33 protein-coding genes and 2 tRNA genes are annotated in these 24,438 nt (G+C 57.9%); 17 read left to right on the top strand and 18 right to left on the bottom strand.

The window, feature by feature from the left end:
• Positions 1 to 9: 9 nt before the first annotated feature.
• The 5 genes from SYN9616_RS0100610 to SYN9616_RS0100630 form a co-directional block, all read right to left on the bottom strand.
• A tRNA-Asp gene (locus SYN9616_RS0100610) sits at positions 10 to 83 on the bottom strand.
• 203 nt (positions 84 to 286) lie between these two features.
• Entirely contained in the window at positions 287 to 475 is a 189-nt protein-coding gene (locus SYN9616_RS0100615; protein ID WP_006043540.1) for a hyperconserved protein Hcp, read from the bottom strand.
• Between the two features lie 36 nt (positions 476 to 511).
• Positions 512 to 584, bottom strand: a tRNA-Trp gene (locus tag SYN9616_RS0100620).
• Between the two features lie 61 nt (positions 585 to 645).
• A complete protein-coding gene (gene rplS / locus SYN9616_RS0100625; RefSeq protein ID WP_028951400.1) occupies positions 646 to 1,101 on the bottom strand; it encodes a 50S ribosomal protein L19 in 456 nt (151 codons plus the stop codon).
• A 28-nt stretch (positions 1,102 to 1,129) separates the two neighbouring features.
• Positions 1,130 to 1,414, bottom strand: coding sequence for a hypothetical protein (locus SYN9616_RS0100630; RefSeq protein WP_028951401.1), 285 nt, complete (start codon positions 1,412 to 1,414; stop codon positions 1,130 to 1,132).
• 54 nt (positions 1,415 to 1,468) lie between these two features.
• Between SYN9616_RS0100630 and map the strand changes: the two genes are divergently transcribed.
• The gene (map, locus tag SYN9616_RS0100635; RefSeq protein ID WP_028951402.1) at positions 1,469 to 2,308 is read left to right on the top strand and encodes a type I methionyl aminopeptidase; all 840 of its coding nucleotides are present in this window, start codon (positions 1,469 to 1,471) and stop codon (positions 2,306 to 2,308) included.
• On the opposite strand, the gene SYN9616_RS0100640 is transcribed toward map, so the two are convergent.
• A complete protein-coding gene (locus SYN9616_RS0100640) occupies positions 2,289 to 3,044 on the bottom strand; it encodes an SDR family oxidoreductase (RefSeq protein ID WP_028951403.1) in 756 nt (251 codons plus the stop codon). The two genes, map and SYN9616_RS0100640, sit on opposite strands and share 20 nt — an antisense overlap.
• A 25-nt stretch (positions 3,045 to 3,069) precedes the next feature.
• On the opposite strand from SYN9616_RS0100640, the gene ebsA reads away from it, so the two are divergent.
• Genes ebsA through SYN9616_RS0100655 form a run of 3 tightly spaced genes read left to right on the top strand, consistent with a single transcriptional unit; the run spans position 3,070 to position 5,149 of the window.
• Positions 3,070 to 3,444, top strand: a complete 375-nt coding sequence (ebsA, locus tag SYN9616_RS0100645; protein ID WP_028951404.1) for a type IV pilus biogenesis protein EbsA — start codon at positions 3,070 to 3,072, stop codon at positions 3,442 to 3,444.
• Between the two features lie 57 nt (positions 3,445 to 3,501).
• Positions 3,502 to 4,599: a phosphotransacetylase family protein gene (locus SYN9616_RS0100650; RefSeq protein ID WP_028951405.1), complete on the top strand. Its 1,098-nt coding sequence runs from the start codon at positions 3,502 to 3,504 to the stop codon at positions 4,597 to 4,599.
• A 37-nt stretch (positions 4,600 to 4,636) separates the two neighbouring features.
• Complete coding sequence (locus tag SYN9616_RS0100655) at positions 4,637 to 5,149, top strand: DNA-processing protein DprA (protein ID WP_028951406.1); 513 nt, start codon at positions 4,637 to 4,639, stop codon at positions 5,147 to 5,149.
• 229 nt (positions 5,150 to 5,378) lie between these two features.
• On the opposite strand, the gene SYN9616_RS0100660 is transcribed toward SYN9616_RS0100655, so the two are convergent.
• Complete coding sequence (locus SYN9616_RS0100660; protein WP_051410889.1) at positions 5,379 to 6,557, bottom strand: serine hydrolase; 1,179 nt, start codon at positions 6,555 to 6,557, stop codon at positions 5,379 to 5,381.
• A 46-nt stretch (positions 6,558 to 6,603) separates the two neighbouring features.
• Positions 6,604 to 7,056, bottom strand: a complete 453-nt coding sequence (locus SYN9616_RS0100665) for an MAPEG family protein (RefSeq protein ID WP_028951408.1) — start codon at positions 7,054 to 7,056, stop codon at positions 6,604 to 6,606.
• A 483-nt stretch (positions 7,057 to 7,539) separates the two neighbouring features.
• Here SYN9616_RS0100665 and SYN9616_RS0100675 point away from each other — a divergent pair, with 483 nt between their 5' ends.
• From SYN9616_RS0100675 to SYN9616_RS0100680, 3 genes are all read left to right on the top strand, one after another.
• Positions 7,540 to 7,755, top strand: a complete 216-nt coding sequence (locus tag SYN9616_RS0100675) for a Nif11-like leader peptide family natural product precursor (RefSeq protein ID WP_028951410.1) — start codon at positions 7,540 to 7,542, stop codon at positions 7,753 to 7,755.
• A gap of 241 nt (positions 7,756 to 7,996) precedes the next feature.
• A complete protein-coding gene (locus SYN9616_RS16940; protein ID WP_232199835.1) occupies positions 7,997 to 8,362 on the top strand; it encodes a hypothetical protein in 366 nt (121 codons plus the stop codon).
• 81 nt (positions 8,363 to 8,443) lie between these two features.
• A complete protein-coding gene (locus SYN9616_RS0100680) occupies positions 8,444 to 8,944 on the top strand; it encodes a YajQ family cyclic di-GMP-binding protein (protein ID WP_028951411.1) in 501 nt (166 codons plus the stop codon).
• A 95-nt stretch (positions 8,945 to 9,039) separates the two neighbouring features.
• On the opposite strand, the gene SYN9616_RS0100685 is transcribed toward SYN9616_RS0100680, so the two are convergent.
• Positions 9,040 to 9,270, bottom strand: coding sequence for a hypothetical protein (locus tag SYN9616_RS0100685; protein ID WP_037990537.1), 231 nt, complete (start codon positions 9,268 to 9,270; stop codon positions 9,040 to 9,042).
• Positions 9,271 to 9,650: 380 nt separating this feature from the next.
• Here SYN9616_RS0100685 and SYN9616_RS0100690 point away from each other — a divergent pair, with 380 nt between their 5' ends.
• Positions 9,651 to 9,923, top strand: coding sequence for a hypothetical protein (locus SYN9616_RS0100690; protein ID WP_232199841.1), 273 nt, complete (start codon positions 9,651 to 9,653; stop codon positions 9,921 to 9,923).
• Between the two features lie 58 nt (positions 9,924 to 9,981).
• Here the strand turns inward: SYN9616_RS0100690 and SYN9616_RS0100695 are convergent, their stop codons facing one another.
• Positions 9,982 to 10,230, bottom strand: coding sequence for a hypothetical protein (locus tag SYN9616_RS0100695; RefSeq protein WP_028951414.1), 249 nt, complete (start codon positions 10,228 to 10,230; stop codon positions 9,982 to 9,984).
• 36 nt (positions 10,231 to 10,266) lie between these two features.
• Between SYN9616_RS0100695 and SYN9616_RS0100700 the strand changes: the two genes are divergently transcribed.
• Both SYN9616_RS0100700 and SYN9616_RS0100705 read left to right on the top strand, forming a co-directional pair.
• Complete coding sequence (locus tag SYN9616_RS0100700; protein WP_028951415.1) at positions 10,267 to 10,662, top strand: phosphoribosyltransferase; 396 nt, start codon at positions 10,267 to 10,269, stop codon at positions 10,660 to 10,662.
• Positions 10,662 to 11,126, top strand: a complete 465-nt coding sequence (locus SYN9616_RS0100705) for a nucleoside 2-deoxyribosyltransferase (protein ID WP_028951416.1) — start codon at positions 10,662 to 10,664, stop codon at positions 11,124 to 11,126. Before SYN9616_RS0100700 ends, SYN9616_RS0100705 begins: the two co-directional genes overlap by 1 nt.
• 31 nt (positions 11,127 to 11,157) lie before the next feature.
• On the opposite strand, the gene SYN9616_RS0100710 is transcribed toward SYN9616_RS0100705, so the two are convergent.
• From SYN9616_RS0100710 to hemL, 4 genes are read right to left on the bottom strand one after another with little or no spacing between them, the layout of a single operon-like run.
• Complete coding sequence (locus SYN9616_RS0100710; RefSeq protein WP_156918611.1) at positions 11,158 to 11,757, bottom strand: hypothetical protein; 600 nt, start codon at positions 11,755 to 11,757, stop codon at positions 11,158 to 11,160.
• A 27-nt stretch (positions 11,758 to 11,784) separates the two neighbouring features.
• On the bottom strand, positions 11,785 to 12,174 hold the full coding sequence (locus SYN9616_RS0100715; RefSeq protein ID WP_232199845.1) for a cytidine deaminase: 390 nt from the start codon (positions 12,172 to 12,174) through the stop codon (positions 11,785 to 11,787).
• Positions 12,175 to 12,181: 7 nt separating this feature from the next.
• Positions 12,182 to 12,646 carry a hypothetical protein gene (locus tag SYN9616_RS14885; protein WP_051410890.1) on the bottom strand — a complete coding sequence of 155 codons (465 nt, stop codon included), beginning with the start codon at positions 12,644 to 12,646 and terminating at the stop codon, positions 12,182 to 12,184.
• A 7-nt stretch (positions 12,647 to 12,653) separates the two neighbouring features.
• A complete protein-coding gene (gene hemL, locus SYN9616_RS0100725) occupies positions 12,654 to 13,955 on the bottom strand; it encodes a glutamate-1-semialdehyde 2,1-aminomutase (protein ID WP_037991134.1) in 1,302 nt (433 codons plus the stop codon).
• Positions 13,956 to 14,081: 126 nt separating this feature from the next.
• On the opposite strand from hemL, the gene SYN9616_RS0100730 reads away from it, so the two are divergent.
• Positions 14,082 to 15,533 (top strand): FAD-linked oxidase C-terminal domain-containing protein, encoded by a 1,452-nt coding sequence (locus tag SYN9616_RS0100730; RefSeq protein ID WP_028951420.1) that lies wholly within the window; start codon positions 14,082 to 14,084, stop codon positions 15,531 to 15,533.
• A gap of 17 nt (positions 15,534 to 15,550) precedes the next feature.
• Here the strand turns inward: SYN9616_RS0100730 and xth are convergent, their stop codons facing one another.
• On the bottom strand, positions 15,551 to 16,384 hold the full coding sequence (xth, locus tag SYN9616_RS0100735) for an exodeoxyribonuclease III (RefSeq protein WP_028951421.1): 834 nt from the start codon (positions 16,382 to 16,384) through the stop codon (positions 15,551 to 15,553).
• Between the two features lie 56 nt (positions 16,385 to 16,440).
• Between xth and SYN9616_RS0100740 the strand changes: the two genes are divergently transcribed.
• Positions 16,441 to 16,725, top strand: a complete 285-nt coding sequence (locus tag SYN9616_RS0100740; protein WP_028951422.1) for a hypothetical protein — start codon at positions 16,441 to 16,443, stop codon at positions 16,723 to 16,725.
• Here the strand turns inward: SYN9616_RS0100740 and SYN9616_RS14890 are convergent.
• Positions 16,682 to 17,470 carry a lipopolysaccharide assembly protein LapB gene (locus tag SYN9616_RS14890; protein WP_051410891.1) on the bottom strand — a complete coding sequence of 263 codons (789 nt, stop codon included), beginning with the start codon at positions 17,468 to 17,470 and terminating at the stop codon, positions 16,682 to 16,684. The genes SYN9616_RS0100740 and SYN9616_RS14890 overlap by 44 nt on opposite strands.
• An 87-nt stretch (positions 17,471 to 17,557) precedes the next feature.
• Between SYN9616_RS14890 and SYN9616_RS0100750 the strand changes: the two genes are divergently transcribed.
• From SYN9616_RS0100750 to SYN9616_RS0100765, 4 genes are read left to right on the top strand one after another with little or no spacing between them, the layout of a single operon-like run.
• Positions 17,558 to 18,208: a hypothetical protein gene (locus SYN9616_RS0100750; RefSeq protein WP_028951423.1), complete on the top strand. Its 651-nt coding sequence runs from the start codon at positions 17,558 to 17,560 to the stop codon at positions 18,206 to 18,208.
• Entirely contained in the window at positions 18,205 to 18,852 is a 648-nt protein-coding gene (locus tag SYN9616_RS0100755) for a hypothetical protein (protein WP_028951424.1), read from the top strand. The genes SYN9616_RS0100750 and SYN9616_RS0100755 overlap by 4 nt, the downstream gene beginning before the upstream one ends.
• 44 nt (positions 18,853 to 18,896) lie before the next feature.
• A complete protein-coding gene (gene larC, locus SYN9616_RS0100760) occupies positions 18,897 to 20,105 on the top strand; it encodes a nickel pincer cofactor biosynthesis protein LarC (protein ID WP_037991139.1) in 1,209 nt (402 codons plus the stop codon).
• The gene (locus tag SYN9616_RS0100765; RefSeq protein WP_028951426.1) at positions 20,093 to 21,022 is read left to right on the top strand and encodes a lysylphosphatidylglycerol synthase transmembrane domain-containing protein; all 930 of its coding nucleotides are present in this window, start codon (positions 20,093 to 20,095) and stop codon (positions 21,020 to 21,022) included. The genes larC and SYN9616_RS0100765 overlap by 13 nt, the downstream gene beginning before the upstream one ends.
• Positions 21,023 to 21,064: 42 nt before the next feature.
• On the opposite strand, the gene SYN9616_RS14895 is transcribed toward SYN9616_RS0100765, so the two are convergent.
• On the bottom strand, positions 21,065 to 22,066 hold the full coding sequence (locus tag SYN9616_RS14895) for a hypothetical protein (protein ID WP_051410893.1): 1,002 nt from the start codon (positions 22,064 to 22,066) through the stop codon (positions 21,065 to 21,067).
• 107 nt (positions 22,067 to 22,173) lie between these two features.
• Between SYN9616_RS14895 and SYN9616_RS17765 the strand changes: the two genes are divergently transcribed.
• Positions 22,174 to 22,329 (top strand): hypothetical protein, encoded by a 156-nt coding sequence (locus tag SYN9616_RS17765; protein ID WP_232199850.1) that lies wholly within the window; start codon positions 22,174 to 22,176, stop codon positions 22,327 to 22,329.
• 136 nt (positions 22,330 to 22,465) lie between these two features.
• Here SYN9616_RS17765 and SYN9616_RS0100780 read toward each other — a convergent pair whose 3' ends face one another.
• Positions 22,466 to 24,001, bottom strand: a complete 1,536-nt coding sequence (locus SYN9616_RS0100780; protein ID WP_028951427.1) for an iron ABC transporter permease — start codon at positions 23,999 to 24,001, stop codon at positions 22,466 to 22,468.
• Positions 24,002 to 24,438: the final 437 nt, after the last annotated feature.

Genomic DNA, 24,438 nt, shown 5'->3' on the forward strand with positions numbered 1-24,438 from the left:
GGGTGAGAACGGGACCGACGGGGTTCGAACCCGCAACTTCCGCCGTGACAGGGCGGTGCTCTAACCAATTGAACTACGGTCCCAGACTGACTTCGTTAACGGGACTCGCCCGGTGAAGTCGTTCTGTGTCGCGGGTGCGACAGAGGCAGTATCGACTCTCGCCGGGCCCCCCGTCAACCAATCAATCGGACTGGCCAGTTATGCCAATCCTGCTTTCAGCAAGGCGGAAAATCCCGCCGACAGTGTCGACGGGACGAAGACTGAAATGGTGTTAATTACTGCTTTGTCAGGGACGGAACCCGGCGGGTTCAATCAGGCGCACCTGATTGCCGCGGGCGGTGAATTCCCGACCTTGATCGCTTTGGACGACCACACGACCTCCTGATTTGACGCGGATGACGCGGGCACGGACCCAGCCGAGGGCGGCTGACTCCAGCACCTTCACGACATCACCAGGTTGAAGATCCAACTCCATGCTGAGAACCGGGAAACTGCACAAGGGTTCATCGGACGCGCCGTGGAGGACTTGAACCCCCGACATCAGGTTTTGGAGACCTGCGTTCTACCAACTGAACTAACGGCGCAAGGCGATGAACCCAACCATCACAAATCGTGATGGCAACTGGATTGAACGAGGTCGAAACCTCAGCGATCGAAGCGCTGCTTCACGCGGGTGGCCTTGCCCACCCGTTCCCGCAGATAAAAAAGCTTCGCCCTTCGCACTTTACCTCGCCGCTCAACTTTGATCGATGCCACCTGAGGGCTGTGGAGCATGAACACACGCTCCACGCCGATGCCCTGGAAAATCCGGCGCACGGTGATGGTTTCGTTCAGGCCTCCGTGGCGCTTTGAAATCACCACGCCTTCGTAGGGCTGAACCCGCTCCTTGTTGCCTTCACTAATCCGGACACCCACCCGAACGGTGTCTCCCACGTAAATCTCCGGCAACTCGCTCTTGAGCTGCTCCGCTTCGAATCCCTTGATCAGCTCCTCTGCTGAGAGCTTTTTCACCGAGACCGTTGCCGTTGCAGCCGCCGAGGTTTCAGGTTGTTGCTCCGCGGTGTCTGTCGTCACCGTCGTGTCCGTGGGGTCGGCCGCCATCCCAGCTCCGCGTTGTATCGCCAAACAATCATTGTACCCGCCGACGCCAACGCTGGATCAGCAGTGTTGCTCCAGTGAACAGCATCCAGAGCAATCCGATCGCATTGAGCAAAACAACGGTTGGCTCCAGCGTTCTTCCGAGCCACTCTCCCTCGTGAACCACCATGAGCCAGTGGACCTGATCTTTGCTGAAGCCGAACCAGTCCCTGGCGAGCCGATAGCTCACTCCGGTGCACACGGTCACCAGCAGGGGCAGCACAACAAGTGGGGCGATGCGCCAGTGCAGCTCGCGTGCCTTCGCAAACAAAGACATTGGGCGACATCGTTATTAGTGAACTTGATAGCTTGAGCACATAAGGAGTGGCGAATGAATCTGTTCTCTGATCTGCTGGCCACAACAAAAGCGTCCCAGGCCACGGCCACAGGCCCAAGGATTCAGAAACGCCGCGGCGTCGAGATCAAGTCGGCTCGTGAAATCAAGATCATGCGGCAGGCCAGCGCGATTGTCGCCACCGTGCTGCGCGAGGTCATCTCCATGGTCGAGCCGGGCCACACCACGGGTGAGCTTGATGCCTTCGCTGAACGCCGCATCCGCGAAATGGGTGCCACACCAAGCTTCAAGGGTTATCACGGCTTCCCCGCCAGCATCTGCGCCAGCATCAACCACGAAGTTGTTCATGGAATCCCCAGCAAAAAGCGGGTGATTCATAAGGGAGACCTTTTGAAGGTCGATACCGGCGCCTATTTCGAGGGTTATCACGGCGACAGCTGCGTCACCATCTGCGTCGGAGAGACGAGTGACGTGGCACAAACGCTCAGTCGTGTGGCCCGCGAATCACTGATGGCTGGCCTGGCTCAGGTGAAAGCCGGCAACACCTTGCTCGATATCGCTGGTGCTGTTGAAGATCACGTCAAAGCCAACGGTTTCAGTGTGGTTGAGGACTACACCGGTCATGGCGTCGGTCGAAATCTCCATGAGGAGCCTTCGGTCTTCAACTTCCGCACCGATGACCTTCCGAACATCACGCTGCGCCCGGGGATGACCCTGGCCATCGAGCCAATTCTCAATGCCGGCAGCAAGGCATGTCGAACCCTGAATGACCGCTGGACTGTGGTGACCCGCGATGGTGCTCTTTCTGCTCAGTGGGAACACACGGTGCTGGTGACAAGCGACGGATGCGAAATCCTCACGGATCGCGGCGATTGAGTGCCTTGTTGTAGGTCCAGCGGCCGAGTTCATTGAGAGGCATCAGGAGATAAGTCAGCGGGTTCGGCGTGACGATGATCAATGAGAGGTTCAGCTGGGCTTGAACCAAAATTTGCTTGGCGACGAACCCTGCAGTCATCACTCCGATCGGATTGAGTTCGGATCGAAACGGTCCGAGCACCAGCTTGCGAAGTCGCAGCCTGCGTCGCTGCTCCGTCGACAGATTGGCGCCGCGCAAACTCACGAGTTGACCGATCAGTCGTTTGCTGAGCTCGTAAACCGGGCTGATCGCCGGTTGGATCTCAGCCTCTGAGGTATTGACCCAGAGCTCTCGGGGTCTGTCACCGGATGCTTGGCAGGCGAGGCGTTCAAAACGCTGCATGAGCCGCCAACTGCTTAAGGCATTGATCTCCAGAGCCCGATCAACATCCTCTGGTTTCTGCGCACCTTGCGGATTAATGCCGTGATTGATCACCAGGATGTCCAGCTCTGCCAGACAGGCATCCAGTCGCGCTTCTTCACCGCAGGACCAGAGCACCCAGCGATCAGGACCATCAAGACCACTGTTTGCCGGGGGTGCGCTGTGGGTTAGGCCGGTTACATCGGCCCCTTGCTGACGCAATGCCTGGCTCAGTGCTCGACCGAGGCTGCCGCGAGCGCCCGTGATGCCGATGCGTCTGCCGCTCCAGGGGCCAGGGGAGAAAGGGGTCTGGGCCATGGCTTCAGCTTGGGGCATCCTTGGGGCCCAACGCTCTTAGGCGGTGCCACCTCTCTCAGAAGCAGCACTTCGGGCACTGTTCGCGCCCTATTGCGGGGGCGTTGCCCGCGAGGCTGAGCTTCTGGCTGCATTGCAGCTGCTGAATCAGCAAGAGATTCAGGGGTTTCGTTCGGTGGAGGGAGGGCTTGGCCACCCCTACATCCTGAGCTGGGTCGCCGTGCGCTCTCCACTGGAGGCCACTACTTGCCGTCTGCGCTTCCCCGAGCGTTCAGACCTGCTCTACGACTTTGAGCTGGTGACCTATCAGCTTGTGAGTTGGCTGATGGACTGCCGAGAAGAGGAGCACGGCAGCGTTGATCTCCCGGATGCGTTCTGGCAATGGCTGCTTCTTGGTGCGGATCCGGCCGTTGAGGGATGAACGAAGTGACTTCCGACCACTAGATTCCCCCACTAAGGACCAACCCACTGGCTGTTCATGGGAACGACCCTGCTGATCGGATCCTGCGAGCCCTTCAGTGGCAAATCCGCACTGGTTCTTGGCATCGCACAGCAACTGATCCAATCAGGTTTGCCGTTTCGTTTCGGAAAGCCTCTGGCAACCAGCCTGGAGTGGGATCCCAACAAGGGACCTTTGCCTCAGCCCCTCATCGATGACGACGTTCGGTTTGTGGGCGAGACCCTTGGGTTGGCTGCAGATCATCTGATCCCATCCCTGCACTTGCTCTCGCCCACAACGGCGACACAGCGTCTGGGGCATGGCCAACTGGACGCCGGAGAGGGTTTTGATCGGCTCAGTGCTGAGGTTTCCGGGTCTGATGGCCTAACCCTGCTGGAGTGCGCGGGCAGCCTTCAGGAAGGTCTGCTGTTTGGTCTCAGCCTGCCGCAACTGGCGGACGGACTTGATGCCAAGGTCGTGCTGGTGCATTTGTGGCAGGACAGCTGCAGTGTCGATGCCTTGCTCTCCGCCAAGCAGATTCTGGGCGAACGTCTGGTGGGGGTGGTGCTGAATGCGGTGACCCCTGATGAGGTGGAAAGCCTCGAACGTCAGGTGGTTCCTGCTCTTGAGAATCTCGGACTCAAGGTGTTCGGTGTGATGCCGCGATCACCTCTTCTGCGCAGCGTCACCGTTGGGGAGTTGGTGAGGCGTCTGGATGCGCGGGTGATCTGCTGCGCGGATCGGGAGGAGTTGCTGGTGGAGACGTTGAGCATCGGAGCGATGAATGTGAATTCCGCCATGGAGTTTTTCCGGCGTCGCCGCAACATGGCTGTGGTGACTGGAGCCGATCGCACCGATATCCAACTGGCCGCTCTCGAGGCCTCCACCCAGTGCCTGATCCTGACGGGAGCCGGTGAGCCGTTGCCTCAGCTGATCAGTCGTGCCGAAGAGCTTGATGTCCCTTTGCTGAAGGTGGAACACGACACGCTGGCCACCGTTGAGGTGATCGAGCAGGCCTTCGGTCACGTTCGCCTGCATGAAGCGGTGAAGGCCACCTATGCCTTCCGGCTTGTGGAAGAGCACTGCCACTTGGACCGCTTGTTTGAAGCCCTCAACCTCACGGTTCATTCCGGTTAAGCGCTGCTAGCTTCCTGTCAAGGCAGATGGGTAGTGCTTGGGTCAGTCACTGGATCTCCCAGCCCTTGATCGGGTCGATACGCTCGCGCAAGAGCTGGCCTTGCTGCAGGACAAGGGACAGCGACGGATCGCGATTCTTGGTAGCCGTCACGTACCCGTCGTCGCGATTCATCTGATCGAGCTGGTGGCTCGTTCCCTGGTGCAGGAAGGCCATTCCATCGTTACCTCGGGCTCGCAGGGCGTGAATGCCGCGGTGATCCGCGGCGTGCTTGAGGTGGACCCCTCCAAGCTCACGGTGTTGCTTCCTCAGAGCCTTGATCGTCAACCGAGTGAGATCAGAGACCTGCTTGAGAGGGTGCTTCACCTGATCGATAAACCTGAACAGGATGATCTGCCATTGCCGATGGCGAGCAGCCTCTGCAATCAGGAGATCATCAACCGCTGCGATCAACTGATTTGCCTGGTGTTTCACGACAGTGAAACGTTGTTGGCCAGCGCGCGAACAGCCGAAGACATGGGCAAAGTTGTGAGTTTGCTGTATTTCGACTGAGCAGCCTGCATCGCGGCTTGGATTACGAATGCAGTGTTGGCTTGATGGCGATCATGTTGGTCATCCACCGCTAGTCAACAAAGTGGAAGCACTGAGATGATCGGGTTATGTGTTGGGTATTTAGATCAAATAATTTGTGATGCGCTCAGGGGCGGCGAGCGATTAAATCGCCTAATCAGTGGATGTTATTCGGCGAACAACTCTATCGGCCCCTCGAATTTGGATTGCCTTAATAAGGCCAATTGTCTTCTGTATTGATTAATTTAAGGCTGTCCTTGATGAAAGCGTACTGCGGAATGTTTGTCGTCAGCCAGGGGTTCGGCCCTTTGTTGATTAAGAACACAGCCCCGTGATTTCCATCAAGGCTGATGATGGAAAGGCTGACGGCGCCGTTGCCCGTTCCTGAGTGGAACAGGTACCCGCCCCTTGCTTTGGCGTCTGCGTCGCGGTTGCCGAGTTCAAATCCCAGGCTGCGGTTCGCTGTGGAACTGGGGATGCTGAGCTGAACGGCTAAAGGTTGATCGATCAACGGGTGGCCGGAGTTCAGCGCTTTCGTGAAGGCGAGCTTGAAGCGGGCCAGATCGCTTGCTGTGCTCCACATCAAACCGGTGGAGAGGATGGGATGCCGCATCGGTGCTCGCCCGTGGGGCTTCCCATCAACGTCGTAGGGGATGGCGATCGTGCTGGTGTCGTTGAGAAAAAAGCTGTTGTCAAAGCTGGTGTTATCCATGCCGGCCGGTGTGAACACCAACTCCTGCATCAAGCTGGGGAAGGTTTGTTGGCTGATGTATTCCAAGGCGGGCTGCAGCACCGTGTAGCAGCCGTTGCAGTAGTTGAAGCGTGTCCCAGGGACTCGCTCAACGGTGAGCGGTTGGTTGTTGGCAGGTGGCATTCCGCGCAACACCTGCTGCAGGGTCGGCAGTGGTTCCCCAGGCCCGCAGCAGCCGTCGGGGTAGGGATTGCTCAAACCGCCGGTGTGGTTCAGCAGCATGCGGAAACTCACCGGCACCTTTTTGGTGTAGTTGTTCTCGGGAATGGTCCAACCCGTCAGATAACGGTTGACGGGTTCATCCAGAGCAATCTCCTCGGCGGCAAGTAGCTTCACCGTGGCAAGTGATGTGAGGGTTTTGGTGATCGACTGGGCTTGAAACAGGGTGTCGGCTGTGACCAGTCGACCACTGGCCAGGTCCGCCAGGCCAAAGCCCCGCGCCCAGGCAATCCGGCCGTTTTCGATCACGGCGATGGACGCACCGGGAATGTCGTGCTCCTTGCGCAGCGTTTCGATCTGCTGTTGAAGCGGAGTGAAAGGTGCGACCGATGCCTGCGACGCCCCTGCCAGCACCATCGAGACGTTGAACGCTGTAAAGGCGATGAGCCACCGCAGCCTGCCTCGATGCTTGCGAGTCATCCCGTTGCGAAAGCGCTGATTTCAAACCTAGTGATGGGTTGCTGGTTCAGCTGCCAAGCAGCGCTTTCAGGCCTTCTGAATACAGAATGCCGCTGCAAAGGAGCCCTGTGGCCCAACACAGCCCCCGGGCTGGAGGCACATTGCCGACGTAGGCGGCGATATAGGCAAGCCGCAGCACGGGATGGGCAAAAGCTGCGACAACGGCCGTGGCGGGCAACGGACCGGTTTGCAGCGCAGCGATCAGAGCCAGTAATGCCGCTGGAGCCTGCAGAGTGAAGGCCTCGAAGCTGTTCTGATGGGCCCAGCTGGCCCGTTTCCCCCAGGCCGGAAAGCGTTCGAACATCGCGCGGGGTGCCGCCATGTCCTTCATTTCAAAGTTGGCAGCCGAGCGTGCGGCGCCGAGGGGAATGATGCTGGCGATCACTGTTCCGCCAGACAACACCAGTGACCAGGCGAAAGGAGCGGCATCCGTGGCTGTGAACAGCTGCAACAGCGACATGGCGAGGGCTTGAAGCGGCGTCTTTCTAAGCCGAACCAGCGCACAACGCGAGCGATGGCAAGCACCTCAATCTTGGTTGGCCCTTGATGGGTCCGGAACATTCCGATCAACGCTTGAGGCAGCCCTGGGAATCTGTGGCTCGCAATGTTGTTAACGGTGACGCCATGCACGGATCTTGTCTTTTAACGCAATCCACTGATCTGATACGACAAACCAAACGACAAATCCTCAGAGACCAACGAACGCAACAATCGCCAACACCACTCCCCCTGTGCCAATGAGTTGATCTCGAGTGCATGAATCGAAACCTGTTCCCGGGTTGCAAACGGGCTCGCTGTCTCGAAATCCACGATTGCCTGCACTTTGGCCCAAGCCACCAACAAGACCTGTTGGAACGTTCATCAGCAGAGCTTCATCAAGGATTCGTCAACTGTGACAAAACTGTCCGAAGGCGCCAAAGTGGCAACCTTGTAAGGCATTGCGATGGCTCTCGATCAACTCAAGGCGTTCATCCTCAAAATGCAACAGGACGACGAACTCAAGCAAGCCGTATTGGCAGCATCGACTGCTGATGACGTTGCCAAGATTGCTGCCAGACAAGGATTCGAGTTCAGTGGAGACGAGCTTTTGAGATTTAATGGTAAGAAAGTGGGACAAGTCACGGTGGTGAAGCCGGATCATCCAGGTGAATATCACTGATACCCAAAATACGTTTGCTGACCAATGATTAAGTGGTACGTACAAGTTGTATGGACTTGGGATAGTCGCTACAATTTCGATACTGATGTGATTCTCAGGCTGTAGATATAGAGTCGATGCAATGAGGAAGTCATGATATTGAAGGGAATGGCTATTCGTATTCGGGTGTCGTTTTTATGGATGTTTCAATTCTTATACACAAGAGCTGAGGTTGGTAAATGGAAAGAATCTATTGGAGGCAGTGGTTGTCTCGGTAGGGCTGGGTTGGCCACAGGATTTAGAACATGAATCTTTGAACGTTGTTTCCATTCGGCTCGTCGTTGCTATCAATTGGGTGGTGAATAATGCGTTGTTGTTATTCTCTGTTGTTGTTCTATTCGTTGTGTGGATCTGCTGTGAAGCGCCTGGTTTGATTGGGTTTGTTGGTGATTGTCTCTTTGATCTCAACATTGCTTCAATGGATCGGCGCATAGACATCACAGCCGCTTGCGCGAGATGTGATGTCTATGCGCATCTTTGTTTTGGGCTGTCTTCTGTTTTTGTCCTGATCAAACAATCTCAGCCGTCTTGGGGATGGTTTGTCTGGCTGGCCTGCAAAGTCGGTTGATGGCTGTGGCCTGCTGCAAGTTCTGGCATCCCAGGGCTGCCTGGGTAGGTTGGATGCAGGAAACCCTGAGAGGAGCAAGGCTTGGCTTCAAATACGTCCTCATTCGATGTTGTCTCCGATTTCGATCGACAGGAGCTGGTCAATACCCTTGATCAGGTGCGTCGAGACGTTGGCAACCGATATGACCTCAAGGACTCCAACACACAGTTGGATCTTGAGGAAACCGAACTTGTGATCACCACCGCCAGCGATATGACTCTTCAGGCTGTGGTGGATGTGTTGAGAACCAAAGCGACCAAGCGCAATCTTTCACTGAAGATTTTTGATTTTCAGGATCCTGAGAGTGTTGGTGGTAACCGTGTAAAGCAGGTTGTGAAGTTGCGCAAGGGGCTCAGTCAGGAGATTGCCAAGAAGCTCAGCAAACTCGTTCGTGATGAGCTGAAGAAAGTGACCGTGGCGATTCAGGGTGAAAGTGTACGGATCACAGGCAAGAGCAAGGATGATCTGCAGGCTGCTATTCAGTTGGTGAAAAGTAAGGAAGATGAATTGGATGTGCCGTTGCAGTTTGAAAATTATCGCTAATCAAGAGGGTCACTTGTTGCTATTTGATTCAGTGATTGGTGCCTGCTCATAGTAGTCTATAAGTTCGGATTTGCTATTTAGTCGATCTGAAAGGTCTAGTCTTTATTTGTATCATCGTAAGTTAATGTGCATTTGTAGCGGCTTTCAAATCCCACATCAATGCTGGTGCAGCTCGTGTCGGTGATCGTTGCGCCCTTGGGGACAAGACGCATCGCCTGGGCAGTGGCAAACTCCTCGGTTGGCCCCTGTGCGCTTACTTTGCCTTGATGAGCGAAGGCACTGGGTGCGAAGAGAGCAAGTGCTGCCAGAAATGCTGTTAAGCGCATGTGATAGTCATGGTCTTTGTTCAGTTCTAGTCATCCCTGTTGCCTGGGGCCGCTGAAAAAGGATGCGTTCCGCCGATGGATGGCCCGAAAAGAGCGCACAAAACTAGATGAAGTTAGGTGTTGGAGTGGCAAGATTTATGTTTTCTCGAAGGAAAAAACTTTTTTGCCCGTAAGTTTTCGTACCTCTTCAAGATGCTATGCGATCTTATTCAGAACGGAAAAGGCACAACGATGTAGCGATCGGGCTCTCTTTTGTTGCGGTTGCCCTGCTTGTGTTGGGTTTCATGGGTATGGCACAACATCTTGAAATTATGCCCCTTTGAGTGTGCTGAATTGACAGTTGTCAACTTGACACCACCCCATAATAGATCAATAGATATTTGTTTTCGATGCGTACGGCAACTTTTTTATTTCTGAAAACCGGGCTCAATCTCTTCAAGCCAGGGGTCGATTTCGGTGATGCCCTGGCAGAGGCTCCATCAACCGACGCCAGCGTCATCCAGTTGTCAGAACGTTCGCGTTCCGAGAAAGATGAGGCGGCTGGTCGAGGGTTGTTAAAGGTTGTTGATTTTGAAGCGATCCATATAGGGCCGCGTGGAGGGCGCTATCGATTGGATGAAGCCGGCCGAAAAATCTATCTCAAGGCGGCTTGATTTAAGAGCGCTTGTGGTTAGTTAAGACTGCGTGATTGTCTGCTCCCGCGTTGGTCGACTAGGACCCAGCGCTGCGGCGACGATCGATGATCCTGGCCAGCTCCAGGACGTAGCCAGCTGTGCACCAGCGACCGTGACTGCGGGATCGGTTCTCCGGGTCGGAGCGAATTTCAGCTGTTTCGGCCATCAGAAGATCGAGATCACCCTGGGGGAGCTCGTAGAGATCCTGCAGCTCCAGTTCGCGTCCGAGCAGATGGCTGCGGAACCACTTGCGCAGCTGTTCCTGAGGGGGAATGTCTGCAGGCATCCGATAACTTCCGGGTGGATCTGCCATTCTCCGGCCATGAGGGAGCTCACCTGGCAGCAGTTTGATCTGGCCGTCTCCGCGTTGGCGGAACGCTTTCAAGATCGCTCAATTCCTGGCATCTATGGCGTGCCTCGCGGTGGTTTGTGCCTCGCTGTGGCTCTGAGTCATGTCCTGGAGTTGCCCCTGCTGATGGCTCCAGAATCCAGGTGTCTGATCGTTGATGAGGTGTTCGAAACGGGGCAGACCCTCGCGGCCCTGCGTCAGCAGTGGCCCGATGCAGCCTTTGCGGTTTGGGTCAGCAAGATCTCCCCAGCCTGGTGGGAGGCTGTTGACGTCACCAACAGTCAGGAGTGGCTGGTGTTCCCCTGGGAAAACCTTCAGAGAGCCCGTGCCGATGAACGGCTGTTTCGTGCCTCTCGCGGGCTGGACTGATGGCGCGTTCAACGATCTATCTCGCATCGCCTTACGGTTTCTCCGAGCAGTGGAAACGCTTGCTGCTGCCCGAGTTCATCGCTGCACTTGAGGGCCTAGGGCTTGAGGTGTGGGAACCATTCGCTCGCAACGGCCAGGTGGATCTGGCCCAGCCCGGTTGGGCCTACGCGGTGGCACAGCGCGACATGCAGGACGTTCGCGACGCCGATGCTCTTCTCGCCATCGTGAACGGGACGCCGCCGGATGAGGGGGTGATGGTGGAACTGGGGGCGGCGATCGCCCTGGGTAAACCCACCTTTCTGTTTCGCGACGACTTCCGCCGCTGCACCGATTCCGAGCAGTACCCGCTGAACCTGATGCTGTTTGCCGGTCTGCCGGCTGAGGGCTGGCAGGACTTCTTCTACGACAGCATCAAAGCCCTATCAGATCCTGGAAAAGCCCTGGCCCTCTGGGCAAAGGGCTAGATCCGCCAAACCCTGTTCAGGTGCTGAGCACTCAGGTGTCCTCATCCATGTCGAATGGCTTGGGCACGCTGTCGATGATTGGGCAGTAGCGATCGGCCACGGCCTGGGCCGTTGGGTCTTCACCCACGGACATCCAGCCTTTGTTGCCGAATCCGCTGTAATCGCCCTTTCTGTCGAAGGTGAGATCCTTGCAGTCCAGCTGGTAGCGGAAGCTGCGTCGTTCAATGCCGCCCGGTGTCGCGGGGGTGTAGCTCGGCGCTATGTAGCCCTCTTGTTTGCAGGTTGTGGTCTTGTACAGCCCATTGGGTGTGGTGTTGGTGGTACAAACCCTGCGTCCCGGTGATCCAGGGTTGTATCTGGCAGGTGAGCCGGCGTACTCATTCAGGGTTGTGCCCGTGAAGGCCAGGTAGCGCCCGTAGCGTCCCCGCACCTTCTGTTGGCGTACGGAGCCCGGCCTGTAGTTGTGATCGCTGGGTGCTGAGACGTCAACCTTGCCCTGAACGGGGCCACCTGAGTGGTACTCCTTACAGCCCTTGTAATCGGCCGCTTGCAGGCATGGGTCGGTCTCCGTCTGTGCCAGACAAGGGGAGGTGGCTAGCACGAGCATCCCGGGCCACAGTCGCCAGTTCATCAGCTGCCTGAAACTCCTGGTCCGACGTTATTGGCGATCGTCGTCCGCCACCAGCGAAAACGCATCTGGTAGCAACTCGGCCAATCGGCGTGAACCAACCCCGTCGATGTGAACCGTTGCCTCACCAGGCATGAGTTCCAGCATCACCTGACGACAGGCCCCGCAGGGCATCCGCAGCCCGTCAGGACCAACGGAAGGGGCATCCAGGCAACTCACGGCGAGTTCTTTTGGCTGCAACCCCCGGGCCACGGCGCTGAAGAGGGCGACACGCTCGGCGCAGATGCTCAGTCCGTAACTGGCATTTTCCACATTGCAACCCTCAACGATCTCTCCGTTTGAGCAGCGCACCGCTGCACCGACGCGGAAGTGCGAGTATGGCGCATGGGCTTTCAGGGCGGCCCGCCTGGCCGCGGGCATCAAGGGTTCAGGGCTGCTCATCGCACCGGCCGGAAGCCTCTTCACGCAAGCGCGTTAGAACCCCCTCACCGTTTTGAGCGCTGATGGTGGAGAGATTCATAAGGGTGAATCGTTTGTCCGACTGGATGGTCAGGTGTCCCTCAATGGAGGCCAGTGATTCTTGGATTGTGACGGGGTCGCTTGGAGCCTTGGCGATGGCACCGAGGGGCGCATCAAAAGCCCAGCGGTAGTTGATGCTGCCATCCGCTTGCTGGGACACAACAGGCGGCTGTTGTTCTTCAGCCAGCAGCGTCAAGCGGCTGTCGATCACATAACGGGGTTCCACCTCGATCGGAGGACCAGGGTTCAAGTTGAACTGCATGCCCTCGAGAACCCGAATCGAACGAATCGGTTTGGATTGCCAGCGGCTCTCCACCGTTTCAATCGTGCAGATCAGCGGTGGTGGTGTCGATGCAGCAGCCAGCAGCAACATGCCGTCCTCAGGCGATTGCAGCGAAGCTTTCGCGGAATGCGTTCAGCGTTGTTTCGATATCCGCTTCCGAGTGGGCCAGGGAGGTAAAGCCTGCTTCAAAAGCGCTGGGCGCCAGGTACACGCCTCGCTCCAACATGGCGCGGTGGAGTTTGCCGAATCGTTCGGCATCAGTGGACTTGGCCTCCTCGAAGTTGCGGACCGGGCCCTCGCACAGGAAGAAGCCGAACATGGCGCTCACGCTGCCGCCCGTGATGGGAAGCCCCGCTTCGCGACCGATCTCGAGAATGCCGTTGAGCAGCGTTTCGGTGGTGGCAGCCAACTTCTCGTAGGTGCCGGGTTGCTTCAGCAGTTCAAGCGTCTTGATTCCCGCGGTCATCGCTAGGGGGTTACCGCTCAACGTCCCCGCCTGATACATCGGGCCTGCGGGGGCCACCATCTCCATGATGTCTCGGCGGCCTCCATAGGCTCCAACCGGGAGTCCGCCGCCGATCACTTTGCCCATCGTGGTGAGATCGGGGGTGACACCGAAATGGGCCTGTGCGCCGCCATAACTGATGCGGAAGCCCGTCATCACTTCGTCGAACACCAGGAGAGCGCCGTTCTCTTTGGTGAGTTCCCTCAGCCCTTCTAGGAAACCAGGCTCAGGCGTGATGAACCCCGCATTGCCGACAATTGGCTCAAGGATGACGCCAGAGATGGCCCCGGGGTTTTCAGCGAACAGCTGCTTCACCGCCTCGAGGTCGTTATAGGGGGCTGTCAGCGTGTTGGCGGTGGTGCTGCGGGGAACACCGGGTGAGTCCGGCAGCCCGAGGGTGGCCACACCAGAGCCGGCCTTCACCAGGAACATGTCGGCATGGCCGTGGTAGCAGCCTTCAAACTTGATCACCTTGTCGCGACCCGTGAAAGCGCGCATCAAGCGCAGCACCGCCATGCAGGCTTCGGTTCCGCTGTTGACGAAACGCACCATTTCCACGCTGGGAACGGCGTCGATCACCATTTCAGCCAGGGTGTTCTCCAACCCACAGGGCGCTCCGAAGCTTGTGCCCTTCTCGATCGCTTCCTGAAGCGCGCTGGTGACCTCAGGGTGGGCATGGCCGCAGATGGCCGGTCCCCAGCTGCCGATGTAGTCGATGTATTTGTTGCCGTCGACGTCCCAGGCGTAGGGCCCTTTCACCCGGTCGAACACGATCGGCTGGCCTCCAACCGACTTGAAAGCCCGTACTGGAGAGCTGACGCCACCGGGCATTAGGGCCTGGGCGGCACTGAAGATGGCCTCAGAGCGGCTGGTGTTCAACGCGGGACTTGTCACGGTGACCGACGCCAAAGGGCAGTTGCAAACCGTGCAACATCCTGACCCAAGAATGCCCCGATGCGCCTGAAGTGTGTCTCAAGGTCCCCGGTCACTCCTTAGCGTGTGCCGAAGAAGCAATCCCGCGTGTCCCACGACTGGTCAGCTCTGGAAAGGGATTTGCGCCGTCAGCTGCCCGCCAAATCGGTCCTCTCAAGGCGCCAGGAGTTGTTCAGTTACGACTGTGACGGATTGACCTTGGAGCGCCATTGCCCGCCGCTGGCGGTGTTGCCCGAGACAACAGAACAGGTGTCGGCCGCTCTCCGTCTCTGCCACCAGCACAACGTCCCCTTTGTTGCGCGCGGCAGTGGCACCGGACTGTCCGGAGGGGCTTTGGTGGACCAGCAGGCCTTGTTGGTGGTCACCAGTCGGATGCGGCGGGTGCTGAAGGTTGATCTCGATAACCATTGCGTCACGGTGCAACCAGGCGTGATCAACAGCTGGGTGACCCGTGCCGTCGCCGGCGAGGGGTTTTATTACGCTCCGGATCCCTCCAGTCAGGTGGTTTGCAGCATCGGTGGCAACGTCGCTGAGAACTCCGGCGGAGTGCACTGCCTCAAGTACGGAGTCACCAGTAACCACGTTCTCGGCCTTGAGGTGGTTCTGCCTGATGGGACCGTCACCTCATTGGCAGGCCCCCTCGCGGAAACGCCGGAACTCGACCTTCGAGGGGCATTCATTGGCAGTGAAGGAACGCTTGGGATTGCCACGGCCATCACGCTTCGGCTGCTCAGAGCACCGGACTGCGTGAATGTTCTCCTGGCCGACTTTTCCACGATGGAGGCTGCCGGCGAAGCGGTACGGGCGGTAACGGCTGCCGGTCTGTTGCCGTCCGGGATGGAAATCATGGACAACGTGACCATCAATGCAGTCGATGATTTCTTTGGATACGACGAATACCCCCGGGATGCAGCAGCGGTACTTCTGATTGAGCTAGATGGCCAGGAGGCGGAAGTTCAGGCTTCAGCGGTTCAGGCTGAGAAGTTGTGCCACGAGGCCGGGGCGAGGGGGCTGCGGCGCGCGGAGGATCCCACCGAATGTGCGGTCCTTTGGAAAGGACGTAAGTCCGCCTTCTCCGCAGTTGGGAAGATCACACCCACGTACTACGTGCAGGACGGGGTGGTGCCGAGAAGCAGCCTCCCAACAGTTCTGACGGCCATTGAACGGCTCAGCCGCGAACACGGCCTGCCCGTGGCCAACGTGTTCCACGCAGGCGACGGCAACCTCCATCCACTGATTCTCTACTCAGCAACTGAACCGAAGGCGGAGAGCCGCGTTAAGGCGCTCGGGGCTGCCATCCTCAAGGAGTGCCTTGCCGTTGGCGGCAGCATCAGTGGAGAGCACGGCATCGGGGCCGATAAGCGCTGCTACCTCGATTGGATGTTTGCTCCAGACGACCTCGAAACCATGGCCTTGCTGCGTCGGGCCTTCGACCCGGATCAACGGGCGAATCCTGGCAAGGTGCTGCCGACGCCGAAAACCTGTGGGGAATCAGCCAGGCGATCGGTCACCCTGCCGACCGGGGTGGATCTGTTCTGAGACGAGCGAAGGGGCATTCAGAACAGCGATTCATCGTCCAGGTCATCCTCAGCTGGTGGCCAGTCCAGATCGACGCTCACCGGGGCATGGTCGCTGGGCTGGTTCAAGCCTCGTTCAGCCTTGTGGATCGAGCAGCTTCGAGCGCGGTTAAGCAACTCGTCGCACAGATAAATGTGGTCGATGCGCCAGCCTTGATCGCGATCCCAGGCTCCGGTGCGGTAGTCCCACCAGCTCCAGTGACCTGTCTCGGATTCAAATAACCGGAAGACGTCATGGAGTCGGCCATCCATGGCACGGAGCAGGGCCGTGCGTTCGTCTTCCGTCGCCATGATTCCCCCCATCAGACGCTCGGGGTCGTGGATGTCTTTGGCCTCGGGAGCGATGTTGAAGTCCCCCACCATGCAGAGCGGCTCATCCCGTGCCGACAGCGCCTTGAGGTACCGCTGCAGACATCTGAGCCACTCGAGCTTGTAGCGGTATTTCTCTGACCCCACGGATGATCCGTTGGGCACGTAAAGGTTGAGCACCCTCACGCCATCGAGAAGAGCGCTGATCACCCGCTTTTGCTCCCCAAGGCGATCGGCTTCCGCATCATCCGGCAGCTCGCTGAGGAATCCGCAGCGAACGTCCTCCAGCGGTGTTCGGCTCACCAGAGCCACACCGTTGTAGGCCTTCTGTCCATGAACGCTGACATGCCAACCCTGCTGCTCGAACCGCTCCAGCGGAAAGATCGGATCATCCACCTTGGTTTCCTGCAGGCAGAGCAGATCGGGTTGCTCGGCTGCCAGCCAAGTCAGCACATGCTCCAGGCGGGTCCGCACCGAGTTCACATTCCACGAGGCAATCCGCATGGACTTAACCGATCAGCAAATGACGCTTAGCATTCGGCATCTTTCTGAGCAGGTCGATGTTCTGCCGTCTGGCGTGGTCCACCCTTGCCGCAGTGATCTTGACTCCAGGCTTGGCTACCGGCGTGGCAGCACAAGTTGAGACCCCGTTCCAGAACCGCGAGGAACGTGCGATTTACGGCGGTGGAGAGAGCTCAGACGTTCTCGATGCCACCAACCCCATGGATCTGATCAATCGTCTGCGTCAGTCGGGAATGATGGATGACGCAACGCCGCCATCGGATGCGGTTGATGCTGCCCTCAAGGCGTTTGAGGCGTCCCCTGGCGCGGTCCAAGCACCTTGAGTCGAGTGGCGGAAATCCCCCATCCGGCTGCCAGTTCATCAATGCGATCTGTGGAACGGCCAGCGGCTTCGTCCCGCCGTCGTGCCTCTGCCAACAACGCCATCAGCAGATTGTGGTCTCCAGCTTCTTGAGTGAGGAGTGCGTGGGCGATGAGAGGGCGTGTGTCCTGCGGATCGGTTTTGGCGAGCGTTTGGTAGGTCGCCTCAGCTGACGCCGGCTTCCCGCTTCTGAGCTGCGCATCTGCCAGAAGCAATCCAAGCTCGATTCGCTGAGCTGCAGCTGCGCTTTTAAAACGTTGTTCCATCGCTTTCAGAGCCACCTCTGGAGACTCCTTCTGCAGGTTCAACAGGGCCTGCAGAAGGAGGACATCCGGGTCGGCTGGATGCAGGCGCTGCAATTGGTTCAGTCCCCTTGATGCGGCCTGAACGTCGCCGTTGCGGAGCTGGAGATCGATGAGCAGCAGTCGCTCCCGACGTGAACGTGGCGCTCCAATTGAGTCTTCCAGAAGCTGTTGAGCCTCCTGTCGCTGACCGGCTGCCAGCAACTGTTCAAGCAGTTCCTGTCGATCTGCAGCGCCAAGATCATCAATGTTTCCCTGACGGATCAGATCTGAGACCCGGTGGTCGCCGATGGTTCGCTTGCTCTGTCCTGAGATGCCCGGAAGCCACCAGGACAGTGAAAGAGACGCCAGGAGCCCTGCTCCTGCTGCCACCAGGGAGATCACGGCCACGCGTCGACCAGGCATCGCTGCTGAAAGCTCGCGGCCCAGTCTGTAGTGACTGCTTCGCCCCGGCTAGGGTGTTGCCGCGGCTATTTCACCGCTCAGTTTTCAATGCGAGACCATCCAATCCCCCCGGTCACCGAGCCGTTGCAATATCGGGCGATTGGTGTCGTACGGGGCGTTTACAAGTCCAAGGAAGACGACCAGCCCACCCGGGGCATGCTCATTGATGCCAATGGCAACGAGCTGGAGACCGTTGTGCTGGGACGGGTGCTCACCCTGATGAAGCGCCATCTGGCCATGGATGAAGCCCACCTCTGGGTTGTTTATCCGCGTTGCCGAGAAAGTGAGCATCTCCACCTTCAGATTGCTGGGATCTGGGAGCCCAGCACGCTCTCGCCCGATCAAGACGGCGCTGAAGATCGACTGGCGGAAGGAGATGACTTCTTCTCAGTTCGAGGCGAGTTGATCTACACGAAGCCTGAAACAGGTGAACTGGTGGTCAAGATTCGCCAGCAACCCAGAGCAGACGGCAGCCGTCCGCTCCCCTTCAAGATTCAGGTGAAGGGGGATATTCCCCTTGAGCACCTGCGTCACTTCGTCAGCCTTGCGCTTCGCCGTCAGGGTCAGTCTCTGCATTTGGAAGGATTTGATGTGATTGCTCCAATGCCGACGCGCGGGGGCAAATCCAAGGGCGGTCGAGGCCGTCAGGCCACTGGTCGTGGACCATCCATCCAACGAAGCGGTCGCGCCGGCGTCTGATGGAGGAGGGGCAGGGCTCCACAGGGGCGCTCAGAGCGGGTGTCGCCGTCGCGCTGATCACTTGTTTGGGAGCCTTCGGGCCGGCGATTGGGATCTCTCCCGCCTGGATTGTGATTTTTGTCGGTGGCGGATTGGTTGCCTTGAGTGTCGATGCAGCCACCTGGCAGGGCATGGGTGGTCACGTTCTGGCTGAAGCGCTCCCCGGTGGTGAGGCGAGGCTGCGCAGAATCGCCGTGCATGAAGCCGGCCATCTCCTGATTGCTGAGAATGAGCAGCTTCCTGTCCAGCGGGTGATGGTGGGCACCCTGGCCTGCCTTCAGGCAGGTTTGCGCAGCAGCGGAGCAACTGAATTCAGCGTTCCAGAGAGCGTTCGCATGCCCCTTGAAGATCTTCGGCGCTGGAGCCGGGTGCTGCAGGCTGGCATCGCAGCCGAAACGGTCGTATATGGCGTGGCCCGCGGCGGCGCTGATGACCGAGCTCTGCTTGGACGTCTCTGGGGGCTTTCCGGTCACGATGTGGGCACCGCTCAGAGAGAACAGCGTCGCGCCCGTCGCGAGATTGAGCAGCAGCTCAGACGCCGTCTCCAGGATCTTGAGATCAAGGCCGGAGATCTGCTCAGCCTCGCGCCACGCTTAATGCGATGACAGAGGGCCTGTGACAGTGAACTCGTGACAGACAACTTGTGACAGTGGACCTGCACGTTGATTGCCCAACGGGCCTCGCCGGGGACATGCTCCTGGCAGGCCTCATCGATCTGGGCGTTCCCTTAGATGTGATCGAGAGCCCATTGGCTGCGCTTGGACTTAGCGGCCGGTTTCGGCTTGAGGTTCTCGAGGCGCGCAGCGGTGGCCTGAGGGGGCGGCGGGTTGCAGTGCAGAGCCTGGAGCCGGATCCGCCGCACAGGCACTGGGCTGAGATTCGTGATCTGATCCAGAACGCGTCACTGGATCGGGACCTGCAGACGCAGGTGTTGAAGGTGTTCAGCGCTCTGGCCGAAGCCGAGGCCGCAGTTCATGGCTGTGAGGCGGACGCCGTGCATTTTCATGAAGTCGGCGCCATCGATGCTCTGGTGGATGTGGTGGGTGTGTGTGCTGCCGTGCGACACATGCAGCCGGATGTAGTCAGCTGCACCCCTCCACCAACGGGCCATGGATCGGTGCGGACAGCCCATGGTGTTCTGCCGGTGCCGGCTCCCGCCGTCCTGGAACTCGCTCGCCGCCATGCCATCCCGCTCAAGCATTCCGAAGGGTTTCCCCCCGGAGAGCTGACAACACCAACCGGTCTGGCATTGATGGCGACCCTGGCTGAGCGTTTCACGCCTCCTTCGCTCTTTGTGCCGGTTGCGGTCGGCGTTGGCCTCGGACACCGGCAACTCGACCGCCCGAACCTGTTGCGGATCTCGCGCCTGCAGGTCGATGCGGATGTGTCCTCCGGACTGCGTTGGCAACCTCTTGTGGTCCAGGAAGCCTGGATCGATGACGCCTCACCAGAGGATCTGGCTTGGTTGCTGACGCGGTTGCGGGATGCTGGAGCGGTGGATGCCGCGGTGGCTCCCCTGCAGATGAAGAAGGGACGGGCCGCCCATGCGGTGACAGCGTTGGTCAGCCCTGAACAGGCGGATTCGCTTCGTCAGGTCTGGTTGACGACGGGCTCAAGTCTTGGCCTGCGCGAACGGCAGCAGGGGCGCTGGGTTTTGCCTCGCCGCTCTGGAACCCTCACGACGGCCTGGGGCCCCCTGCGCGCCAAGCAGATGCGTCGACCGGATGGCCGCTGCAGTGTCAAGCCTGAAGCGGATGATCTTCAGCGCTTGAGCCGAACGAGTGGCCGTTCCATTGAAGAGTTGCGTCTGGCTGCTGCTTCGGTTCCCTTTGAATCCGAGGAACCATGGGATTGGTAGCGCGCTGGCTGCGCCAGCCAAAGCTTTGGATCACCCTGGCCAGCCTTGTGCTGATCGGTGTCGCCCTGGTGCAGCAGGGCGGACAACTCCAAGAGCAGACCCTGGACGCCCGGGGTTGGTGGTGGCTGGTGCTGGGACTCGGCCTCAGCTGGATCAGCATTCTTGTGAACGCAGCGGCCTGGCGACTGTTGCTTGGTTGGCTTGGCCATCTCCCGCCGCAGCTGGAGGTGATTCAGCTGTTCGTCCGAAGCAATCTGCTCAAGTACCTCCCCGGAGGGATCTGGCATCTTGTTGAGCGGTTGCGGGTCCTGCGACACGAGATTGGTGCAGGGCCGGCGCTGGCTGCGGTGATCCTGGACCCTCTCCTGATTGCGGCAGCGTCGGTTCTGATGATCGTGGTCGGGGGCTGGCAGAACGGATTGCTGTTGATCGCTCCGCTCCCAGCTCTCCTGATGGTGCCGCGCTGGCGTGAACCGATCCTGCAGCGCCTCGAGCGCCTCAAGGCCCGCCAGTTCGAGAGCAGCGGCGAAAGACGCCTTGAAATCGAGAACTACGGCAGTGGTCGTGGGGGCTACCCATGGACGCCAATGGTCTGGCAGTTGGGTTTCGTGGCCTGCCGTTTCCTCGGTTTTTATTGCTGTGTGTTTGCGTTCAAATTGCCGGATCCAGCCTGGTTCCACTGGCTGGCCTCCTTTTCGCTGGCCTATGCCGTTGGCCTGGTGGTTCCAGGTGCCCCGGGCGGTCTTGGGGTGTTTGAGGCCACGCTTTTGTTGCGGCTTGGCAGTTCGGTGGCCGAAGCACCTTTGCTCGCAGTGGTGCTCAGCTACCGGGTGATCTCGACGTTGGCGGATCTATTGGCCAGTGGAGCGTTGGTTGTTGATGGGGCCTTGTTGAAGGGGATCAGCCGCCGGTCATGACGCTCTTGTTGCTTAAACACTGTTCAGTGCATTGCAAAAGACTTAAACGGTTTGTTGCGGGCTTGATTGTTTGGCTCTAAGTGATGAAATCGGCAGATCCAGGAAGAGATAAACAACGTGAATGAAAACCCCTGTAGCGAAAAGGAATTCGGCGATTTCCTGCTCGCGAGTATGAAAATAAACCAAATCAATCCCCTGTTTTTCAAGCACGACGCCCCAATACATCACTGCGGCAATTGCGAAATAACTTGCAGTGCAACCGATCGGTAGCAGGAGGTCGGCAACGGATCCAAGACGCAGCGTTCCGTTTCTGCGCAACAAGAATCCGATGAGTGAAGCGATAAAAAGCAGGGTGAAAACAGACGCTGCAATGGTCCAGGTGTGGTAGTGCAGAAAAGAGAGATTGTGGAGGTTTGTCTCTTGCTGCATGTTGTGTTGATCCATGATTGCCGGTGAGTTCCAGTTGAAAATCATCTGGCCCCAGCTCATTTCCTCCATGGCCAACAGAAACAGCCCCAGTCCGCCAACACGGGTCAGAAACCTAACAATAGGGCCGCGGACTTCTGAGGCTACTTTCAACAGCAGGAAACTGGAGCCAAGAAAAAGAACGAAACCCAGCCATTCCACAAGACTCCCTTCAGAAATTCGTCTGAGATAACTTTTGAAATCTGATAGTTGTACTCTGTAGATCAAAAAGATTGGCCATATCAGAAGTGGAATTAAAAAAATGCGTAGTCTTCCAGACTTCGCTGTGTCGATCGATGAAACGAGCTTGGCAATGCTCCCTGTCAAGGCACTCGCCAGAAGCAGAGCGCCTAAGAGACCCTGCATCAGCTGAACCCAGGATGTATCCCCCAATCCTGTCTGGAAAATGGTCAGAAGATTGGTAAGAAAAATGATGATTAAGGCGCTTCCGACCAATCCTGTGATCCACGCTGCCAGGATCCCAATGAAGGCAATTCGCTCTTGTCTTAAATGCGAGGCAATGGCTAGTTGGTCGTTTTCTTGTGTGGAATCTTCAGGCCGATCGTGAATCGAAGCCAAGTGCGCAACTCATTATCTTTAACTAGATTTAACCATGTCTGGCATCGTTGCGGGCATCGTTTTACACGCTCTGAAAAGCATCTGATTCCCCACAGCCTTGCTTGGGGATGATTCGCCTGAATCGCAGGATTGAAGTTTCCGCTCAGGCTGATGTCTGCGGTGAATCTGCAGTCGATAACGTTTGTCTCGGACACAAAGATTTGGTGATTACGGTTTTCAAACCGCCTTCTGTTTTTGGAGTTCAGATCGGTTTTGAATTCTGAGCGCAGACTGTCCCAGAGCCTTTTTTCATGTGCTGACGCTGATGGGGTTTCCTCTCCCCAGTCCTGTGGCGATTCACCGTGGCAGCGGACGATCGATTCTGCGAACGTCTACAACGCAGGCTCAAGGCATGAACGGTCAGCTCTGGCGAGGGCGTTGATCCAGGCTCGGAACAAGCGCCATCGATGCAGCCAGACCCAAGACCAGGATCATCAGAGCTGGCAACAGTGCTTCAGCAAGGCGTTCATCACCGGCGTACTGATACACCCTCACGGACAGGGTGTCGAAATCGAAGGGACGCAGCGCGAATGTGAGTGGCAGTTCCTTCACCGTGTCGACGAACACCAACAGCAGGCCAACCGTCATTGGACCGCGCAGCAGGGGAAAGTGCACTTTTTGGAGAACCTGCAGCCAGTTCAACCCCATGCCCGTTGCCGCCTCATCCAGTGAAGGGTTGATGCGCTCCAGTGCGGCATCAAGCCCCCCTTTGGAAACGGCCAGGAAACGATCGCTGTACCCCCAAAGCAGAAGGATGATCGGACTGAACTGCCAGGGCGTGTTGGCGAATAAAAGAGCCAGGGCGAGCACGGTTCCTGGAATGGCGTAGCCCATCCCGGCCAGGAAGGTGAGGCCTTTCAGCCAGCCAGCCTCGATCCAGCGTTTCGCCAGGGCGAGGATGAGGGATGCCAGGACGGCAAGCACGGCTGCGGCTAGCCCGAGCAGGAAGGTGCGTAAGACCATTGCAAGGAGATCTTCACTCTGTGGCTGGTTCAGCTGATCGAGGTTCAGAACACCCCAGCAGAGAGGGATTCCAAGACTCAGGGCGGGTGGCAGCAGGCCGAGAATCTGCGCCGCCAAGGCTCGAGAGCCTTTCAGTTCCCAGGCCGTGGCATCACCTCCGGCAACACCATCGCTCCACCGACGGCTGCGTTGACGCAACTGACGCTCAGCCGCAACGAGGCTGAGAACGATCACCAGTGTGACCAGCGCGAGAGCGATGGCCCCTGCGGGATTGCCCTCCGCCTGCCATGCCTCGAGGATGCCGGCGGAAAGACTTGGAATTCCCAACAGTTCCACCGCTCCCAGTTCGTTCACGATCTCCATTCCCATCAGGGCAACACCTGCCCCGATGGCCGGCAGGGCAATGGGTAGTGCAACACGACGGAAGGCTTGCCATGGCCCAACACCGAGGCTTCGGCAAGCTTCAAGCTGCCGTCGACCGCTCACCGAGAAGCTTTCGGTGCTTAACAGGAAAACGTAGGGGTAGGTGCTGAGTGCCATGACGGCAATTCCCCAGCCGATGCCATTGATCAGGATTCCGTTGCGGCTTCCGAGGTCGATCAACGTGGCAGACAGCAAATAGGCAGGCGTTGCCAGGGGAATGAGCTGGGCAATGCGAAGCCAGCGCCGGCCTGTGAAGCGACAGTTGCTGAGCAGCCAGCCGTTGGCAGCTCCGATCACCGTTCCGAAGAATGCGCTGCCGATCAGAAGTTGGAAGGTGCCAAGAATCTGTTCACCGCCGTCAGCGCTCAGTTGGAGAAAATTACCTTCTGAGGCTTGAATTGCTTCGTTAAGTAAACTGATCAGTGGCCAAATTGCCAACAGGGCAATTGACGCAGAAAGAACGATAAGAACAGATCGGTTGCCTGAACGTATTAATGGTGTTATCGCCATTCTGGCTGGTCAATCAATTGATTCGTTGAGTCTATACAGCAGTTCATGGGGTGGCAAACAGCATCTGAATTGTTGTGATGTGGCTTGATTAAATGCATCCTTATGGCCGGTCACGCATCGATCACGGGCCTATGCATGCCTGGTGAAACTGTTTTTACCCATGCGTATCTATGTGGGCACCTGAAGCGTCTTGATGGAATGTCTGTTCAAATGATTTGTCTGAGGATTTGGCAGGTATGTCCCTGATAGGCCTTTCCAAGGAAAAGGTTTGCCGGAATATTTGTCGAGATTGTTTTGCCTGCGACTCGTGCTCGGCATACACCTTGCTTAGCTGCGGCAGAGGTTGATGATTGCTATGGGATGCTCCTGAATGACTACAGGTCTCGGCATTTAGGGTCGTGTTCAATCTCACTTAGGCCTTCAACTTTCTTGAGGTG

It is taken from the genome of Synechococcus sp. CC9616 (genome assembly GCF_000515235.1).
Taxonomy (GTDB): domain Bacteria; phylum Cyanobacteriota; class Cyanobacteriia; order PCC-6307; family Cyanobiaceae; genus Parasynechococcus.

What these genes read in the sequence shown, in the direction of transcription:
- SYN9616_RS0100615 (WP_006043540.1), bottom strand. Translation starts at nt 475, where the DNA reads ATGGAGTTGGATCTTCAACCTGGTGATGTCGTGAAGGTGCTGGAGTCA.
- rplS (WP_028951400.1), bottom strand. Translation starts at nt 1,101, where the DNA reads ATGGCGGCCGACCCCACGGACACGACGGTGACGACAGACACCGCGGAG.
- SYN9616_RS0100630 (WP_028951401.1), bottom strand. Translation starts at nt 1,414, where the DNA reads ATGTCTTTGTTTGCGAAGGCACGCGAGCTGCACTGGCGCATCGCCCCA.
- map (WP_028951402.1), top strand. Translation starts at nt 1,469, where the DNA reads ATGAATCTGTTCTCTGATCTGCTGGCCACAACAAAAGCGTCCCAGGCC.
- SYN9616_RS0100640 (WP_028951403.1), bottom strand. Translation starts at nt 3,044, where the DNA reads ATGCCCCAAGCTGAAGCCATGGCCCAGACCCCTTTCTCCCCTGGCCCC.
- SYN9616_RS0100650 (WP_028951405.1), top strand. Translation starts at nt 3,502, where the DNA reads ATGGGAACGACCCTGCTGATCGGATCCTGCGAGCCCTTCAGTGGCAAA.
- SYN9616_RS0100660 (WP_051410889.1), bottom strand. Translation starts at nt 6,557, where the DNA reads ATGACTCGCAAGCATCGAGGCAGGCTGCGGTGGCTCATCGCCTTTACA.
- SYN9616_RS0100665 (WP_028951408.1), bottom strand. Translation starts at nt 7,056, where the DNA reads ATGTCGCTGTTGCAGCTGTTCACAGCCACGGATGCCGCTCCTTTCGCC.
- SYN9616_RS0100675 (WP_028951410.1), top strand. Translation starts at nt 7,540, where the DNA reads ATGGCTCTCGATCAACTCAAGGCGTTCATCCTCAAAATGCAACAGGAC.
- SYN9616_RS0100685 (WP_037990537.1), bottom strand. Translation starts at nt 9,270, where the DNA reads ATGCGCTTAACAGCATTTCTGGCAGCACTTGCTCTCTTCGCACCCAGT.
- SYN9616_RS0100695 (WP_028951414.1), bottom strand. Translation starts at nt 10,230, where the DNA reads ATGCCTGCAGACATTCCCCCTCAGGAACAGCTGCGCAAGTGGTTCCGC.
- SYN9616_RS0100700 (WP_028951415.1), top strand. Translation starts at nt 10,267, where the DNA reads ATGAGGGAGCTCACCTGGCAGCAGTTTGATCTGGCCGTCTCCGCGTTG.
- SYN9616_RS0100705 (WP_028951416.1), top strand. Translation starts at nt 10,662, where the DNA reads ATGGCGCGTTCAACGATCTATCTCGCATCGCCTTACGGTTTCTCCGAG.
- SYN9616_RS0100710 (WP_156918611.1), bottom strand. Translation starts at nt 11,757, where the DNA reads ATGAACTGGCGACTGTGGCCCGGGATGCTCGTGCTAGCCACCTCCCCT.
- SYN9616_RS0100715 (WP_232199845.1), bottom strand. Translation starts at nt 12,174, where the DNA reads ATGCCCGCGGCCAGGCGGGCCGCCCTGAAAGCCCATGCGCCATACTCG.
- SYN9616_RS14885 (WP_051410890.1), bottom strand. Translation starts at nt 12,646, where the DNA reads ATGTTGCTGCTGGCTGCTGCATCGACACCACCACCGCTGATCTGCACG.
- xth (WP_028951421.1), bottom strand. Translation starts at nt 16,384, where the DNA reads ATGCGGATTGCCTCGTGGAATGTGAACTCGGTGCGGACCCGCCTGGAG.
- SYN9616_RS0100740 (WP_028951422.1), top strand. Translation starts at nt 16,441, where the DNA reads ATGTTCTGCCGTCTGGCGTGGTCCACCCTTGCCGCAGTGATCTTGACT.
- SYN9616_RS14890 (WP_051410891.1), bottom strand. Translation starts at nt 17,470, where the DNA reads ATGCCTGGTCGACGCGTGGCCGTGATCTCCCTGGTGGCAGCAGGAGCA.
- SYN9616_RS0100750 (WP_028951423.1), top strand. Translation starts at nt 17,558, where the DNA reads ATGCGAGACCATCCAATCCCCCCGGTCACCGAGCCGTTGCAATATCGG.
- SYN9616_RS0100765 (WP_028951426.1), top strand. Translation starts at nt 20,093, where the DNA reads ATGGGATTGGTAGCGCGCTGGCTGCGCCAGCCAAAGCTTTGGATCACC.
- SYN9616_RS17765 (WP_232199850.1), top strand. Translation starts at nt 22,174, where the DNA reads ATGATTCGCCTGAATCGCAGGATTGAAGTTTCCGCTCAGGCTGATGTC.
- SYN9616_RS0100780 (WP_028951427.1), bottom strand. Translation starts at nt 24,001, where the DNA reads ATGGCGATAACACCATTAATACGTTCAGGCAACCGATCTGTTCTTATC.